Origin of the sequence: Nocardia sp. bgisy134 (assembly GCF_965341865.1) — a bacterium.
Classification (GTDB): Bacteria; Actinomycetota; Actinomycetes; order Mycobacteriales; family Mycobacteriaceae; genus Nocardia.
The window spans coordinates 178,482-193,254 of the sequence record NZ_CBDQZP010000018.1 but is presented as its reverse complement, the minus strand read 5'-3'; the positions used below and the strand labels follow the sequence as shown (position 1 = coordinate 193,254).

Here is a 14,773-nt window from a genome sequence, read left to right as displayed (position 1 = left end):
CCCCCCCCCCCCCCCCCCCCCCCCCCCCCCCCCCCCCCCCCCCCCACCCCCCCCCCCCCCCCCCTCCCCCCCCCCCCCCCCCCCCCCCCCCCCCCCCCCCCCCCCCCCCCCCCCGCTTCTGTGTGCTGTGCGGTGACGGGGTTTCGGCGTCAGTTGCCCAGCGAGTCGATCAGCGCGGCAGCTGCTGCAGCAGCTGCTGGAACTGGCCCTCCAGGCCGTACTGCTTGGCCAGCTCGTTGACCTGCTCGACGACGTCCTGGCTCTGCTCGGGCGCGGGGGAGGGAAGCGCGGGGGCGACGGGCTCGGGCTGCGGCTCCGGAGCCGACTGGCCCGACTGCAGGTACTGTCCGCACGTCGGCCAGGCGCCGACGCCCTGGGTGGCGAGCACGTTCTCGGCGACCCGGATCTGCTCGTCCTTGCTGGCGTTGTGGGCGTAGCCGGCACCGCCGTTGGCGGCCCAGGTGCTCTGCGAGAACTGCAGACCGCCGTAGTAGCCGTTACCGGTGTTGATCCCCCAGTTGCCACCGCTCTCGCACTGGGCCACACCGTCCCAGTTGTGCGTCGGCGCGGCCTCGGCGGTGGCGGTGGAGAGTGCGAACGGGACGGCAACAAGGGCACCGGTGACGGCGGCGAGGCCGAGGGCGCGGGTGCTGAACTTCCGGTTCTCAGACATGGTGGTTTCCCTCCCTGCGCCCACCGACTCGACGAAGGCATCGCGTCCCTGTCCCCAGGAGGTCGGGGATCTCGAACCGCGGGACAGGGTCGCCGGTGTTCGGCGGTTCGAGTTCGTGCCCATCACGGTTGATCCGGGCCGTGGACCGACCGTAACGAAGAATCTCGGTCAGATCACATCTTGATAACTTCGGCAATTGCATGAAACGAATAACTGAAAATCGGCATTTACACTGGTCGTCAACACCTCGAGTATGCAGTCTGGACGGTCCGTTATAGCACCGTTATGTGGGCGAGATCACTCCGAAATAGTGATGGCCGTCACGTTTGAACGCAGAACTGGACGGTTGGTCATCGAAAATGACCCCCGTCTTCCCGCTCGAAGTGGGCGCGTCCCCGCTTGGGTCTCGCGCCTCCGGTTCGTCCCCGGCACCGGTGCTCGCACTCGCGACCGGCGGCGACAACGCTGTGCCGCGGAGATTGTCCGCCCGCGTCGTGTGTCTCGGGCCAGTGCAAGCCGCTGACCTGGCCGAATAGTCCTCCGGGTAAGTGATTTGCCTTCTCCGTGTAGACGTGTGTAATCTGGTGTTCACCGACGCGGGGTGGAGCAGCTCGGTAGCTCGCTGGGCTCATAACCCAGAGGTCGCAGGTTCAAATCCTGTCCCCGCTACAAACGGCTCGAGGCCGGAGAGATTTCCAAATCTCTCCGGCCTCGAGTCATTTTCGGCTTCGTGGATCTTGTGTGACGTTCGGCGGGGATCGCCGCATCACACCACGCGGAAACGGTTGCGTTCGATCAGTGGCCGAGCCGAAGGGCGGCGGCCGGTGGGTGAGGTCGACGGCCAGACGCGCGCGGAGCGTCCGACCGCCGACGATCTCCGGGTAACGATCAGGGCTGGCCGCTGATGGCCGCGTTCATCGCGTCCATGAACGGTTGGCCGCCCATGATGGCCCCGCCCGCGATCGCTCCGACGGCCGCGCCGATGGGACCGGTGATGATGCTGAAGAAGCCGAGGCCGAGCACGGCTCCGATCAGACCGCCCAACAACCCGCCGGCAACCACACCGACCACGTTCTTGTTGAGCTCCGACGTGAGGCGCGCCATGGAGTCGACCTGCTGCAGCTCGCCGATGGCTTTCGCGTCCGCCGTCGGCGTGAGCGTGAGCTTTCGACCGTCGGCACTGATCTCGTTCGCCACCGACAGGCGTTGCCCCGACAGCTCGTATGTCAGCGGCACGTCGGTGACGACCGCGCCGCGATCGGACTTCAGCAATACCTTGGCGCCATTGTCGGCGAGCTCGAACCGGCCGCCCTCGACGGTGGTCGTGACGACGCGGGAGGAATCGGACAGGACGGCGCGGTAGCCGACTCCCTGATCGACGCCGGACGCCGAAATTTCCTGCTTCTCGGGCGGATTGGCGTTCACGGTACCCGCGGCGATTCCCACCGCGGCGGCGACCATGAGGGTCGTCGTGGCAAGCGTGCCGAACTTCATGCTGGATTTCCTTCTGACGAGGTCTCCGGCTCCTGCGGCCGGATGGCGCGTGACTGTATAGCGCACGGGCGGACCAGTGCCCGAAAACGTTTGCCCATAAACATAATCGGCAGGTGAACCCGGGGATCGTTGCCTATTCGTGACCTAGTCGAGCGACCGAATTGGGTTCGGCGGGCGTCGATTCGACACCGCACTCGGGGGCATGTAAGGATTCCCTGAGTTTTCAGAGTGAAAGTTTCAGACTTCAGATCTCGTCAGGGCGAGATTCGAAGCGTGACAGCTGTGGAGGGCGAGATATGTCGCGCCAACGTGTCCGTGCCGGTTTCGCCCTGGCCGCATTCATGCTGGTGTTCGCGCTGTGTACGTTCCTGACCATCATGGTCGCGTTTTCCATGGACGGCCCGGAGCCCACGGGCAGCGCGAGCCCGACCGTCGTCGAGACCAGCCGGACGACAACCACATCGGCGACGCCGATGACCTCGGCTCAGCCCGATCCTGCCGCCTCGGAGCCCATCGTCGAGGGCATGCTCAGCCAGGCGAGCAAGGCGCCGACCGCGATTCAGATGAACGTCGGTGACTGCGTGCTCGTCGGCGACGGCGGCGCGAACGCGATCGAGAAAACCGCCTGTGGCGGAGGCGGTTCCAGCTACAAGGTTTTCGACAAAGTGGCCGCCGACGGCAAATGTCCTGCCGACGCCGACCATGCCTATGGCGAAAGTGTGCGCGGAGAGCAACAGGGCTCGTTGTGCATGGACATCGACTGGGTGGTCGGCGGTTGCATGGAACTCGGCCACGGAAATCCGAAGCACATCGATTGTGGCGCGGGCGGTGCGGCGAAGGGCGTGCGCGTTCTCGAGGTCAAACATGGCATCACCGATGTCAATCAATGTGCCTCGGGCAATTACGGATTCGTTTACAATCAGCGCCGCTTCGTTGTCTGCGTCGCCGAGCTCTGAGTTCGGCAGGCGTCGTCCGCATTGCGACTCGCCTGCGGGACGGGGCAGGCCCCGGTCGCCATCTGTGCAGGTCCGGCGGATGACGGGCGGCGCGTCCTGCCGGACCGAGAGGCGCGACCGCGTCATAATCCACGACGTGAACGCCAATGACGCTTTCCTGACCGCGTTGCAGCGCGAGCGATTCGTTCCGGATCGAATGGACGCCTTCGCGGGCGACGAAGCATCGGTGAAGTACGGCAACGTGCGGGTGTCGCCGGGTGCGCGGCTGTCGGTCGCGCAGACGGCGAGCGCGCCCGATCTGGAATGGCCGCTGCGAGAAGACGGTTCCGATATGTATACGGTCCTGATGTTCGATGTCGACGCGCCATCGAGAGCGACGTCGCATGGACTGTGCTGGCTGCATTGGGCGGTGGGAGATATTCCGGGACTCGATATCGCCGCCGGCGCCGAAATCGTGCCTTACGCCGGTCCGACCCCGCCCAAGGGTTCAGGACCGCATCGGTATGTGCTCGCGGTGTATCGGCAGTCGCGTGAATTCGTCCTGCCGCAACTCGACCGTCCCCGGTTCGATCCACTCCGATTCGCGCATTCACACGCACTCGAGCCCATCGCCGCGAATTTCTTCGTCACCGAGAACGAGTAACGGGCGAACCCGTTCGGTTGAGGCGTCGGAAACTCGGCGGCGTGGATTCGATCGCTGATCGTGTCGCGGGGTGTGCGTCGAATTCTGGACCACTATCATTTTACTCTTGTAGCGGCCTAATCCTCACCGGTGCGGCATCGCCACGGATTCAGCTCGCGGACCAATCACACGACCACCTGCGCCTACCGCTCGAATCAGCGGTAGGCGCAGGTGTTTTCGCAATGAACGCAATATCGGACAGGCAATGGGATTGCGCGCGATGCACACCCTTGGAGCCGGCGCGACCCCGGGGGTGAGCTCTTTCCACACCTTTGGTGCCTATTTGCGGAGAGATTGCGGGACGACGATAGCTATCGAGGCTGGTACCCGGACAGCCGGACCTCCCTCTCACCCCCCATAAACGAATCGCGCCCGCCAGGAGTTCACCGGATGCATTCCAACTTCGTCGCACATGTTCGCGGTCAGGTCCGCGCGTATGGCGACACCAGGAAGGAGGTCGAACCGTCCGTCCGGCGCCTGCGCGCTCGCCACCGTCTGGCCGACCCGAACCAGCAACCGAAGGACTCAGGAGATACCGCAAGATGAGAACACTCGTGCTCGCCCAGCACGGCGCCCTCGTCGTCGACTGGATGACCGCTCGGGTCGCCGATTACCTCGGCCGCTCCCCGCGCGATATCGACCCCACCCTCCCGCTCGCCGAGCTGGGCATCGATTCCGTGTCCGCGGTGAACCTCTGCGGCGAGATCGAGTTCGAGTGGGACCTCGACGTGGATCCGACGATCGTGTTCGACCACCCGACGATCCTCGACCTCGCCGTCTACATCACCGACCAGGTCGCCGACCGGTCCGAGTGGGCCGCATGAGTGAACGTGGTGAGCGAATCGTGTGCCGGCGCGCCTCGCGCATGCTGGAGCCGAGCGTCAGAGGAGCTCGTGCTTCTGCGGGCGGACGGGTGAACCGGTGACCGGGTATGTCGAGCGGTCCGCGGACCGCGCTGTATCGGAGTCGGCGCCGTTGCGGCTGTTCTGCTTTCACCACGCGGGCGGCGGTTCGTGGCTGTACCGCGACTGGCAGCGCGTACTGGGCCCGCACACGTCGGTGTGGCCGGTGTTGCTGCCGGGGCGCGAGCGTCGCAACGGAGAAGAGCGGTTTCGGGAAATCGAGCCGTTGATCGCGGACCTGGATGCCCAGCTGGACGAATACCTCACCGTGCCGCATGTGTTCTTCGGGCACAGCATGGGCGCGCTGCTCGCCTACCGGCTGGCGAGTCGCAGGCGCGAGCGTGGCGCGACAGTGCCTGCGGCGCTGATGGTTTCGGGCTGTACAGCCCCGCACCTGCCGACACCGCTGCCTCCCGTCGAAGCGCTCGACGACGCGGCGCTGATCCGTTTGCTGATCGACCTCGGCGGGCTGCCCTCGCCGATCCAGGAGTTCCCGTCGCTGCTGTCCGGCGTGCTGCCGGTGATCCGGGACGACCTGCGCGTCTGCCTCGACCATCGAGGCGACGGCCGGCCTCGGCTGCCGTGTCCGATCCACGTCTTCGGCGGCGACGCCGATCCGCTGGTCGACGAACTCGAGCTGACCGCGTGGCGTGAGCACACCACCGCCTCCAGCGAGGTGCGTATCCTGCCGGGCGATCACTTTTCCCTGCTCGATCGTCCGCGGGAACTTCTCGATCACCTGCGACCGCTGCTGCGCCGTTACGCGACGAGTCAGCGCGTTTGTACGAATCGCGCTGCGCGGCAGCCCTTCGCGCGCTCGGCGTAGTGGCGTCCCGTCAGGCCACGCTTCGCCGGGGCGCCGCGGAAGCGGTCGGCCGCGCGGGCGCCGTGATGGGCAGCGCCGCAAGCATCCGTCCGAACAGCCGGGCGAAACGCAAGTGCCCCACCACTTCTCGCCTGCCGAAGGCGAGCGACCACACGGTGTCGGTGCCGGTCGGCCCGGTGTCGCGCTGTTCGAAGCGGTCGGCCAGCCAGTTCATGGTGAAGGGGGTGCCGATGTAGAGCAGGGGCAGGTGCAGGCTGAGCCGGTCGCGCAGGTACCGGATCGTGGCCCCGGCCGCTACGTACCGCTCGACGTGCGCGTCGACGTCGGCGACGGCGATGAGCTCGTCGTTGACGCCCTGAATCACCAGCATCGGCATGGTGGGCGCCTGCACGCCGGGGCGGATGTCGTCGAGGACGTAGCGCATCTCGGGGCGGGCGAGCAGCTCGGCGAAGGTCGTGCGGCTGTACCTGTCGATGTTCTTGCCCGCGAACCGCGGGATCAGCTCGAAGGTGGTGCGCGATTCGGCCTGGGCGAGCAGGCCGAGGAAGTCGGGGTGCAGCTCGTCGACCAGGACCCGGTCCAACGCCGGGTATGCCCGCCGCAGCGCCGCGACGCAGACGGTGGCGAAACCGGACAGGAAGGTGCCGTTGAGCCGGACGAATGCCGACGCGAGGTCGCCGACCGGGGAACCGGCCACCGCGCCGACGATCGCCAGCTCCGGCGCGTACTCGGCGGCCAGCTCCGCGGCCCAGGCGGTGGCCAGCCCACCGCCCGAATAGCCCCACAGGCCGACCGGCGTGGTCGCGCCGAGGCCGAGCGGGGTGAAATTCAACGCTGCCCGGATGCCGTCGAGGGACCGATACCCCGGTTCGCGCGCCACGCCGAACTGGCCCGACATGCCCCCGTGGTCGGGCACTGACACCGCCCAGCCGCGCGCCAGCGCGGCGCCGATGACGGGCAACTCGAGCTGCGGAATGGCGCCGAGAGCCCGCGCTCCGCGGCGCAGGGCATAGGACGGGAAACAGCGGGAGGAGACGCCGTCGATCGCGCATTGGAACGACACCAGCGGGCGCGGCACGGTGGGATCGGCGCCCCACGGCAGCAGCACCGTGGTCACCGCGACCTCGGGCACGCCGTTCAGATCGCACGTCCGGTAGAGCAGTTGCCATGCCGAAATGCGCTGCGGGACAATGCCGAACAGTGCGAGTTCGACCCGCCGGGTGCGCAGCACGGCGCCGGGGACGTGACGGCCGAGGTCCTGCGGCGGCGCGTAGAACGGATCCTGTTCGGGGATCAGCGGCCACGGTGAGTACGCAGACGACGCGGTGGCCGGTCCGGCGGCATCCGAGGTGGTGCCCACGCTCATCGGTGTTGGTCCTTTCACGCGGCGCGGCGCACGGCTCGGGCGCCGCGGTGCGGCGGATTCGACCCGGGAATTCCGGCGCGGCGGTCCCACTCAACGTAACCGGCGGAGCTCGGCAGGTTAATTGGCGCGGGAGACAACCTGTGTGGCCGAAATTCTTCCCACCGCGCGCGGCGTCGCCGGTCTGTGAACCATCGGCCCACGCGATTCGTGGGAACGGGTGACACTGATCGGGAGCCGCCGCCACACACCGAGGAGAGCGCCTCATGTCGACCATCAACGGATTGCCCGCGCACGTGCTTCTGGTGCACGGGGTGGTCGTGCTCGTGCCGCTGACGGCGTTGCTGCTCGTGCTGGCGGCGGCCGTGCCCGCGGTGCGGCGGCGGTTGATCTGGCTCGTCGCGGCCCTCGCTGTCGTCGGCGTGGTGCTCACGCCGATCACCGCGGACGCGGGGGAGACGCTTGCCGAGCGATTCCCCGCTCCGAGCGAGGCGCTGCGGACCCATATCGACCTGGGGCGCGTCACGGTCTATTTCGCGGTGGCCTTGCTGGTCGTCGCGTTGCTGCTGGTCGCCGCGCACGTGGTCGAACTGCGCGGTGGATCCGTCGGCCGCGCACCGGCGGCGCTGCTGGCGATCCTTGCGCTCGTCGTCGGCATCGCCGCTGGCGTGCAGTGCTACCGGGTCGGCGATTCGGGTGCGCGGGCGGTCTGGGGCGTCCAGGCCGCGAGCGGCCTATAGATTCGCGTCGAGAAAGACCGTCACGCCGACGATCCTCGGACTGCTCGCCGCGAATTCCACGAAGGCCACGCCGTGCGATTCGCCGAGCCGCACGCTCGCGCTGACGGTGCGGCCAGCGGCGATCATCTTGTCCCACCGCATGGTGCGCGCGCGATTGGTGAACTCCTCCACCGAGATCGGGTTGCCCGCGGGCAGTTCCACCACCGCGTGCTCGCCGAGCAGCGCGCGCACGCGGCCGATATCGGTCCCCGCCGCGGCGTCGAACAGTTGGCGCGCGGCGCGTTTGCCGGGCCCGCCCACGCTCCGCAGCGCCCGCAGCATGCCCACCGCGCCGCCGACGCCGAGATTCGCGATCAGTTGCGGACCGAGCTTCGCGCCCGCGAGGAGACCCGGCACGCCCGTGCGCAGCAGGCGCGCGATCATCACCGCCAGCTCCCAGTGCGCGGCGAGGCGAGCGATTCGCCAGCCGCCGCCGGTGTCGACCAGGTCGTAGCGCAGGTGCATCGGCACGGTGACCGTCGCGCCGGTCGACATGGTCGTCTCGATGTGCAGATCCCTGACCACCGTCTGCCCGGCGACCAGGTCGCGGTCTACGCGGAACGCGATGGAGTTCGGCCCGATGAAGGTGTCGTAGAACCGAGCGATCGCGTCGCGGCCGGCGTGCGCGCGCGAGCCGACCGGGTCGTGCACCGCGGCGTCGTCGGCGAAGAGGTCCACCCAGGCGGCCTTGTCGTGCGCCGCGACGGCGCGCGGGGATGCCTGAACGGCCGCCAGCAGATGTTCGGCGGTCGGGTCCAGCGGCATGAGGGTCCTCCATAGTCGTGGCCACTGCTCGGATCCATGGTAGAACATGTTCTAATTTCGGCGCCGCCGAACCGTTCGACGCACGCGGCGCCCCGTTCGACAAAGGATCTCGATGGACTGGTACACCGGGAACGCCACCTACGACACCGTGCTCGCGATCGCCTTCGCCTTCGCCGCTTTCGTGCTGGTCGGCGGTCTGTTCGCGCAGAGTCCGTACGGCCGGTTCGCCTCGACGAAGGTCGGCTTCAATCTCGATCCCAAGCTGGGCTGGTGGCTCATGGAGTTGCCCGCCACCGTCGTGTTCGCGGTGTTCTATCTGAGCGGTCCGGACCGGTTCGAGCCGACTCCGCTTGTGCTGGCGTGCATTTGGTTGCTGCATTACGGCAACCGCGGCTGGTTCTTCCCGCTCTCCATCCGGCAGGTGCCCGGCAAGCGCAGCAGCTTCAACATCTCGGTGCTGGCCGCGGGCGTCTTCGTGACCTCGCTGCACGGCTACCTCAACGGCGCGTTCTTCAGTCACGACTTCAAGAACCAGTACGGCGTCGATTGGCTCACCGACCCGCGTTTCCTGATCGGCCTGGTCGTCTACCTGTGCGGGTTCGGGCTGCTGGTGCGATCCGAGGCGATCGTGCGCAACCTGCGCGACAAGAACGATCCCGGCTCTGCCGAGTACCGGATTCCCTACGGCGGAGGCTTCCGTTTCGTGAGCAGTCCTGCGTATCTCGGTGAGCTGATCGCGTGGGCCGGGTTCGCGCTGCTGACCTGGTCGCTGGCCGGATTGGTGATCTTCCTGATCACCGCGGGCAACTTGGTGCCGCGCGCCTTCGCGACGCATCGGTGGTACCGGGAGAAGTTCGCCGACTACCCGGCCGAGCGAAAAGCGTTGATTCCCTATGTGATCTGAGCTCTTCGATGGTGGATGCCGGGGTGCGACCCGCGCTCGGCATGCTATGGGCAACTGTTGTCCCTAGCATGCGATGTGGCCGTGAAACCGCACGGCCGGTATCTGGGATGAGGATCAATGCTGTTGAGGAAGCTGGCCGCACCGACCGCCCTGGTCATGGCCGCGCTGTCCATCGTGGCGGGCACGGCCACGGCGCAACCATCCGAGGGAGAGGCGATCGGCTTCACGGCCCGCGCCACTGACACCGCCTCGATCATCGAGATCGACGCGGGTTCGCTGGTGGTCGAGGACGACGCACTGAAGATCGAGGCCGCCGACGGCACGCTGGTGGCGGGCACCCGGCTGAAGTTCCGCCTCGATGATTTCGAATTCCCCATCGCCGCAGCCATTTCCGGCCGCACCGCGACCCTGACCCCGCAGCTGTCCATGGACAGGGCCGTCTACAAGCCGGTGGCTCTGCCCTTCGAGGACAAGGCGCCGTGGAAGAACGAATACGAGCGTGAACAGGCGGCCTGGGGGCGCATGGCCAGCACCATCGCCATGGGCATCACCATCGGCACCCTGGTCGGCGGCATCGGCGGCGGGGCCGTCGGCTGCCTCCTCGGCGGCATCGTCGGCGCCACCGTCGCCTCCGCCACCATCCTCGGCTTGTTCGGCCCCTTCATCCCCGCCGCCGCCGTTGGCTGCGCGGGCGGCATCATCGCCGTCGGCGCACTCGGAACCCTCGCTGGGCAAATCTTCGTGACAGCACCGGTCGCGGTGGGCGCGGCCATCCAGTACTTCAGCACGATCAACCAGCCGTTCACGCCGCCCGCAAAGTAAGCGACGTCAGGGCGAGCATCGGCCGCCGGTGTGGTTCAGCGCCGGCGGTCGACGATTCCATGCGTGGTCTTGCGGTGGCGGTCGTGTGAATACTGTCGGCGGTGTTCGGAAAGCTTCGTGTGGTGTGCGGTTGCCCACGGTTCGCGGGGGGATGTGTGCGGTATCACCGTAAATGTTCTTGCAGCTCAGGGTGTTTGCCGTGAGGTTTCACGCCTGCGTTACAGATGCGCACGGGAAAGGAAATCTTTCACCAAGATCGTCGGGGCATGAGGCCGACCGCAGCTCGACCCCCGGTGCACGCTTTGGCGTGCGATGTGTGCGGCCGGTTGCCGCATCCGCGACGGACCCGTTTGGCGCTGGCCAAGCTGGCCGCTGTCTTTCCGGTGGAACTGGTGTTGCACGCACTGGTGATCCGTCTTCATCCGCCGTATCTGGTGACGGTGCTGCTGTTGACGATCACCACCACGATCCTGGTGATCTGGGTGGTGGAGCCTTCGGCCATGCGGTTTCTCGGCTCGTGGCTGCACGGCCCGGAATTGCGCGACCGCGACCGTGCCGATCGGGCGCCTGCGCTGTGGCGGATACGCGTGCACGTCGACGACCGGCCCGGCCAGCTGGAGGCGCTGGCCGCGCATCTCGCCGACCGCGACGCGAACATCCTCACCGTCCACGTGCACCACCTGGAATCCGGTGTGCTGGACGAACTAGTGGTCGCCACGCCGGTCGACGTCACCCCGCACGCGCTCACCGCGGCCGTGACCAAGGCGGGCGGCGTGAAGGTGCGGGTGTGGCCCGCGTCCGCGCTCACGCTCATCGACGGACAGACCAAGGCGCTGGCCGTCGCCGCCCGCGTTGTCGCCGACCCCGACGAATTACCGCTGGCCATCGCCGAATTGCTCGGGGCCAGGTACCTGTCTTCGGGGACGACCGAGGACGAGCCCGCCGAGGGCACGATGCTCGAACTGCCGAACGAGCCGGAGCGACCCCTGAGCTTCCTCCGCGCCGACGAACCGTTCACCCCCGCCGAGATCGCCCGCGCCCACCGTCTGCACGACTTGGCGCACATCGTCAGCCACCGCACGTAATCCGCCGCGACCCCGTCCACACCCCTTGCGCACGTCCCACATAGGCGCAGCCATTGTGGGGTGTGCACAAGGTGAGTGAGAGGCACCGTGCCGGGCGCACGCATGGTCGGCCGTGACGGACCGTACTTCGAAACACCCGTGCACGCAAGTCTCACGACGCCTGTGCCTGCACACTTCTCACAGGCACAGACGTCGTGAGACGCGTGAGAGGAACTGTGCGGGGTGCGGACAATCCGCGCCGAGGTGCGCCCTCAGAGGAACGCGGGATCGGGCAAAGCCCGCTCGGCCGTGCGCAGTCGTTCGGCGAGGCTCGTGAGCAGATCGAGCGATTCGGGTGACAGGCCGACGCTGATGCGGACGAGTCGGCTGAGTCGCGGGTTGCTGAGTCGGCCGATCAGTGGCAGGTCGGGATCGGCTGGGTGCTGGTCGAGACGATCGAGATCCACGGGGGCGCTCACAATCTGACGACTGGGGTTGGCGAAACGGTCGCACAGATTTCCGCTCGGCGCCAGTAGCGCGCAACAAACGTCGTCGACGTGGCAATCGAGCGGCGGGCCCGCCAGGCCGAAATCGGCCGCCTATACCGAGGTAGGAGCCGCTTTTGCGACTGCGGTGGGATGTGCGCGGTGTGACGCGGTCGTAACGTGGAGGAACTCCAACGAGACGGGGGGAGCCGACATGAAGACCTGGATTCGATGGGCGGCGTTGAGCGGAGTGCCCACGATGTCGCTGCGCGTACTGGCGCGACGTGGCGAACCGTTGGCGCAACTGCTGACCGATCCGTACGCACGGGAGAACCCCTATCCGTTCGGCGCGCGCATCCGTGCCGAGGGCAGGATCGTCCGCACGCCGTACATCCTGGCCTCCGCCGACCACGAGGTCTGCCGGAACATTTTGCGCGACAAGAACTTCGGCACCTCGCCGCCGGAGGCACTCAACCTACCCACGCCGTTGAAACGGCTGATCCGCGCCACGGATCTGCGGTTGGCGAGCCCGGTGGAGCCGCCGTCCATGCTGATGGTCGACCCGCCCGGGCACACGCGCTACCGCAAGCTGGTCGCCGGTGCGTTCACCCCGCGCGCGGTGAGTCGACTGCGCGACCGGGTGCGCGAGGTGACCGAGGAATTGCTCGACGGTCTGGCCGGACACGAAAACGCAGACCTTATAAGCGATTTCGCGCTGCTGCTGCCGATCGCGATCATCAGCGAGATACTCGGCATCCCCGCCGCCAAACGCGACGACATGCTGGAGTACGGCAACGCGGGCTCGCCACTGCTGGACATCGCCATCTCCTGGGCGCAGTTCCGTTCGGCCGTCGCCGCACTGCGCGACAGCCAGGACTTCCTGGTCGGGCACATCGAACGGCTGCGCCGCACGCCCGGCGACGATATCCTCAGCGACCTCGCCACCGGCGGCGAACTCACCGACCGCGAACTGCTCGCGACCGCCACCCTCGTCGCGGGCGCGGGATTCGAGACCACCGTCAACCTGATCGGCAACGGCATCGTGCTGCTACGCGACCATCCCGACCAGCTGGCCTTGCTGCGCGCCGAACCGGCCCGCTGGCCCGGCGCGATCGAGGAGATGCTGCGCTACGACAGCCCCGTGCAGATGACGACGCGAACGGCATTGCGCGACAGCGAGATCGCGGGCGAACCGATCCGCGCGGGCGAGACCGTCGCCCTGCTGCTCGGCTCGGCGAACCGCGATCCTGCCGCGTTCCTCGACCCGGACACCTTCGACATCACCCGGTCCAACGCCAGGGATCACCTGGCCTTCGGCAGCGGCGTGCATTCCTGCCTCGGCGCGAGCCTGGCCAGGATCGAAGGGGCCATCGCGCTGCAATCCCTCTACGACCGCTATCCCGATCTGCGGCACACCGGCCGTGCTACCCGGCGCGGACTGGTGAATCTGCGTGGCTACCAAAACATTCCGATCGCCACCGGCGCGGCGAGGCACGCCGCGCTCGGCTAGTCCAGGCCCTATCTCGAAGTCCGGCCGGAGGCGTCGGATGGGACTTCGAGGGCCTAGGTGTGCTTCACCACTGCTTGCGCGCCTTGGCGGCCCAGTCGGCGCCTTGATGCCGTGCCGCCTCGGTGAATTCGGCGCCCCGGTGCCTGGCGGCTTCGCCCAGCTCCGCGCCCCGGTGCCTGGCGGCCTCTTTCAGCTCGGCGCCCCGGTGCTTGGCGGTCTCGCCGAACTCCGCGCCTCGGTGCTTAGCGGTCTCGCCGAACTCCGCGCGCCGGTGTTTGGCGGTCTCGCCCAGCCCGGACCGGCGCTTCTTGGCGGCCTTGCGCAGCTCGGACCGGCGCTTCTTGGCGGCCTTGCGCAGCTCGGCGCGTCGCTGCTTCGCGGCCTCACCCAGCTCGGCTCCGCGGTGTTTGGCGAGCTCGCTCAGCTCGGCCCCGCGGTGTTTCGCGAGCTCGGCCAGCTCGGACCGGCGTTGTTTGGTGGCCTCGTCGAGTTCGGCCCTGAGCACTCTGGCAGCCTCGCCGAGCTCGGCCCCGCGGTGCTTGGCGACCTCGCCGAACTCGGCCCCGCGGTGTTTGGCGAGTTCCCCGATCTCGGCCCCGCGCAGCCTCGCGACCTCGCCGAGCTCCGACCCGCGTCCCTTGGCGTAATCGGCCCACCCGCCGCCGCGCGCCTTCGCGACGTCGCCGAACCCGTCGCCGCGCTCCTTCGCGATCTCGGCCCACTCCGCGCCGTGGCCGCGTGCGGCGTCGGCGAATTCGGCGCCGTGCTCGCGGGCGGCGGCGGCCAGCTCAGCGCCGCGCTCCCTGGCCACGGCGGCGATCGCCGCGCCGCGCTGCCGTGCGGCGGCGGCCCATTCGGGTCCGTGGGTCTGCACGGTCTCGGCGAATTCGGAGCCCCTGGTCGCGGCGGTGTCCCCGAGCGACCTGGCGCGCACCGCGACATCGTGCGCGTGCTGGCGCAGCGACTCGCCGGTCGAACTGTCGGCGGCGCCGAAGGGCAGTGCCGCCGAGACCGTGGCCGCCGCGTTGCGCGCCGCGCGCTTGCCGCGCCAGCCGAGCGACGGCTTGCCCTCGGTGTCGGCGCTGGCGATCAGCAGCCCGCCGAGCAGGCTCATGTCCTTGAGGAAGGCCGTGCGTTTGGCGGCCTTCCGGTCGGGGTCCTGTTCGGCCCAGAAGTCCTGTTCGGTGAGGGTGGCGGGCACGACCGTGGCCGCGAGCACGAGCGAGGCGAGGCGCGGCGCCTTGCCGAGCGCGAGCAGGACCCCGCCCGAAACCTGCGCGATGGCGTTGATCCGCACGACGGTCGCCGGGTCGGCGGGCAGCTTCGCGGCGATGCTGTCCGGCAATGAACGCTCGCCACGCTGAACCAGCGTCGCGGCGGACTTCGTACGTGGTTCGGGATGAAGCAGGGTGTCGACCCCGTCGGCGACGAAAGCGGTCGCCAGTAGCGGTCGGGCAAGTCGGCGCAGCAACATGAACGTCAACCCTTTCCTCGATGGCTTATCGACCGGGTTCCCGTGGCATAGAACGCCAAACACCAAGATCAGCA

At 68.1% G+C, this 14,773-nt stretch carries 15 protein-coding genes and 1 tRNA gene; 10 read left to right on the top strand and 6 right to left on the bottom strand.

The features are described 5' to 3' along the window. Window positions 1–169: 169 nt before the first annotated feature. Window positions 170–673 (bottom strand): transglycosylase family protein, encoded by a 504-nt coding sequence (locus ACRWNM_RS28240; RefSeq protein WP_431971134.1) that lies wholly within the window; start codon window positions 671–673, stop codon window positions 170–172. A 595-nt stretch (window positions 674–1,268) separates the two neighbouring features. Between ACRWNM_RS28240 and ACRWNM_RS28235 the strand changes: the two genes are divergently transcribed. After that, window positions 1,269–1,342: transfer RNA gene (locus tag ACRWNM_RS28235), tRNA-Met, on the top strand. A 219-nt stretch (window positions 1,343–1,561) separates the two neighbouring features. On the opposite strand, the gene ACRWNM_RS28230 is transcribed toward ACRWNM_RS28235, so the two are convergent. Continuing rightward, entirely contained in the window at window positions 1,562–2,134 is a 573-nt protein-coding gene (locus ACRWNM_RS28230; protein ID WP_431971133.1) for a hypothetical protein, read from the bottom strand. Between the two features lie 329 nt (window positions 2,135–2,463). Here ACRWNM_RS28230 and lppU point away from each other — a divergent pair, with 329 nt between their 5' ends. From lppU to ACRWNM_RS28210, 4 genes are all read left to right on the top strand, one after another. Continuing rightward, a complete protein-coding gene (lppU, locus tag ACRWNM_RS28225) occupies window positions 2,464–3,123 on the top strand; it encodes an LppU family putative lipoprotein (RefSeq protein ID WP_431971132.1) in 660 nt (219 codons plus the stop codon). Between the two features lie 136 nt (window positions 3,124–3,259). Continuing rightward, window positions 3,260–3,766, top strand: coding sequence for a YbhB/YbcL family Raf kinase inhibitor-like protein (locus ACRWNM_RS28220; RefSeq protein WP_431971131.1), 507 nt, complete (start codon window positions 3,260–3,262; stop codon window positions 3,764–3,766). Between the two features lie 581 nt (window positions 3,767–4,347). Further along, window positions 4,348–4,629 (top strand): acyl carrier protein, encoded by a 282-nt coding sequence (locus tag ACRWNM_RS28215; protein ID WP_431971130.1) that lies wholly within the window; start codon window positions 4,348–4,350, stop codon window positions 4,627–4,629. Between the two features lie 97 nt (window positions 4,630–4,726). Then, on the top strand, window positions 4,727–5,533 hold the full coding sequence (locus tag ACRWNM_RS28210) for a thioesterase II family protein (RefSeq protein WP_431971129.1): 807 nt from the start codon (window positions 4,727–4,729) through the stop codon (window positions 5,531–5,533). Between the two features lie 10 nt (window positions 5,534–5,543). Here ACRWNM_RS28210 and ACRWNM_RS28205 read toward each other — a convergent pair whose 3' ends face one another. Next, window positions 5,544–6,899 carry a lipase family protein gene (locus ACRWNM_RS28205; RefSeq protein WP_431971128.1) on the bottom strand — a complete coding sequence of 452 codons (1,356 nt, stop codon included), beginning with the start codon at window positions 6,897–6,899 and terminating at the stop codon, window positions 5,544–5,546. A 263-nt stretch (window positions 6,900–7,162) separates the two neighbouring features. Here ACRWNM_RS28205 and ACRWNM_RS28200 point away from each other — a divergent pair, with 263 nt between their 5' ends. Continuing rightward, window positions 7,163–7,636, top strand: coding sequence for a DUF2231 domain-containing protein (locus tag ACRWNM_RS28200; RefSeq protein WP_431971127.1), 474 nt, complete (start codon window positions 7,163–7,165; stop codon window positions 7,634–7,636). On the opposite strand, the gene ACRWNM_RS28195 is transcribed toward ACRWNM_RS28200, so the two are convergent. Beyond that, window positions 7,631–8,440, bottom strand: a complete 810-nt coding sequence (locus ACRWNM_RS28195; RefSeq protein ID WP_431971126.1) for a nuclear transport factor 2 family protein — start codon at window positions 8,438–8,440, stop codon at window positions 7,631–7,633. The two genes, ACRWNM_RS28200 and ACRWNM_RS28195, sit on opposite strands and share 6 nt — an antisense overlap. Before the next feature lie 112 nt (window positions 8,441–8,552). Between ACRWNM_RS28195 and ACRWNM_RS28190 the strand changes: the two genes are divergently transcribed. From ACRWNM_RS28190 to ACRWNM_RS28180, 3 genes are all read left to right on the top strand, one after another. Then, entirely contained in the window at window positions 8,553–9,344 is a 792-nt protein-coding gene (locus ACRWNM_RS28190) for a methyltransferase (RefSeq protein WP_431971125.1), read from the top strand. A 117-nt stretch (window positions 9,345–9,461) separates the two neighbouring features. Next, a complete protein-coding gene (locus ACRWNM_RS28185; RefSeq protein ID WP_431971124.1) occupies window positions 9,462–10,166 on the top strand; it encodes a hypothetical protein in 705 nt (234 codons plus the stop codon). Between the two features lie 266 nt (window positions 10,167–10,432). Beyond that, window positions 10,433–11,251: an amino acid-binding protein gene (locus ACRWNM_RS28180; RefSeq protein WP_431971123.1), complete on the top strand. Its 819-nt coding sequence runs from the start codon at window positions 10,433–10,435 to the stop codon at window positions 11,249–11,251. A 251-nt stretch (window positions 11,252–11,502) separates the two neighbouring features. On the opposite strand, the gene ACRWNM_RS28175 is transcribed toward ACRWNM_RS28180, so the two are convergent. Beyond that, window positions 11,503–11,697 (bottom strand): hypothetical protein, encoded by a 195-nt coding sequence (locus ACRWNM_RS28175; RefSeq protein ID WP_431971122.1) that lies wholly within the window; start codon window positions 11,695–11,697, stop codon window positions 11,503–11,505. Between the two features lie 232 nt (window positions 11,698–11,929). Between ACRWNM_RS28175 and ACRWNM_RS28170 the strand changes: the two genes are divergently transcribed. Then, entirely contained in the window at window positions 11,930–13,225 is a 1,296-nt protein-coding gene (locus ACRWNM_RS28170; protein ID WP_431971121.1) for a cytochrome P450, read from the top strand. A gap of 64 nt (window positions 13,226–13,289) precedes the next feature. Here ACRWNM_RS28170 and ACRWNM_RS28165 read toward each other — a convergent pair whose 3' ends face one another. Next, window positions 13,290–14,699 (bottom strand): DoxX family membrane protein, encoded by a 1,410-nt coding sequence (locus tag ACRWNM_RS28165; RefSeq protein ID WP_431971144.1) that lies wholly within the window; start codon window positions 14,697–14,699, stop codon window positions 13,290–13,292. Window positions 14,700–14,773: the final 74 nt, after the last annotated feature.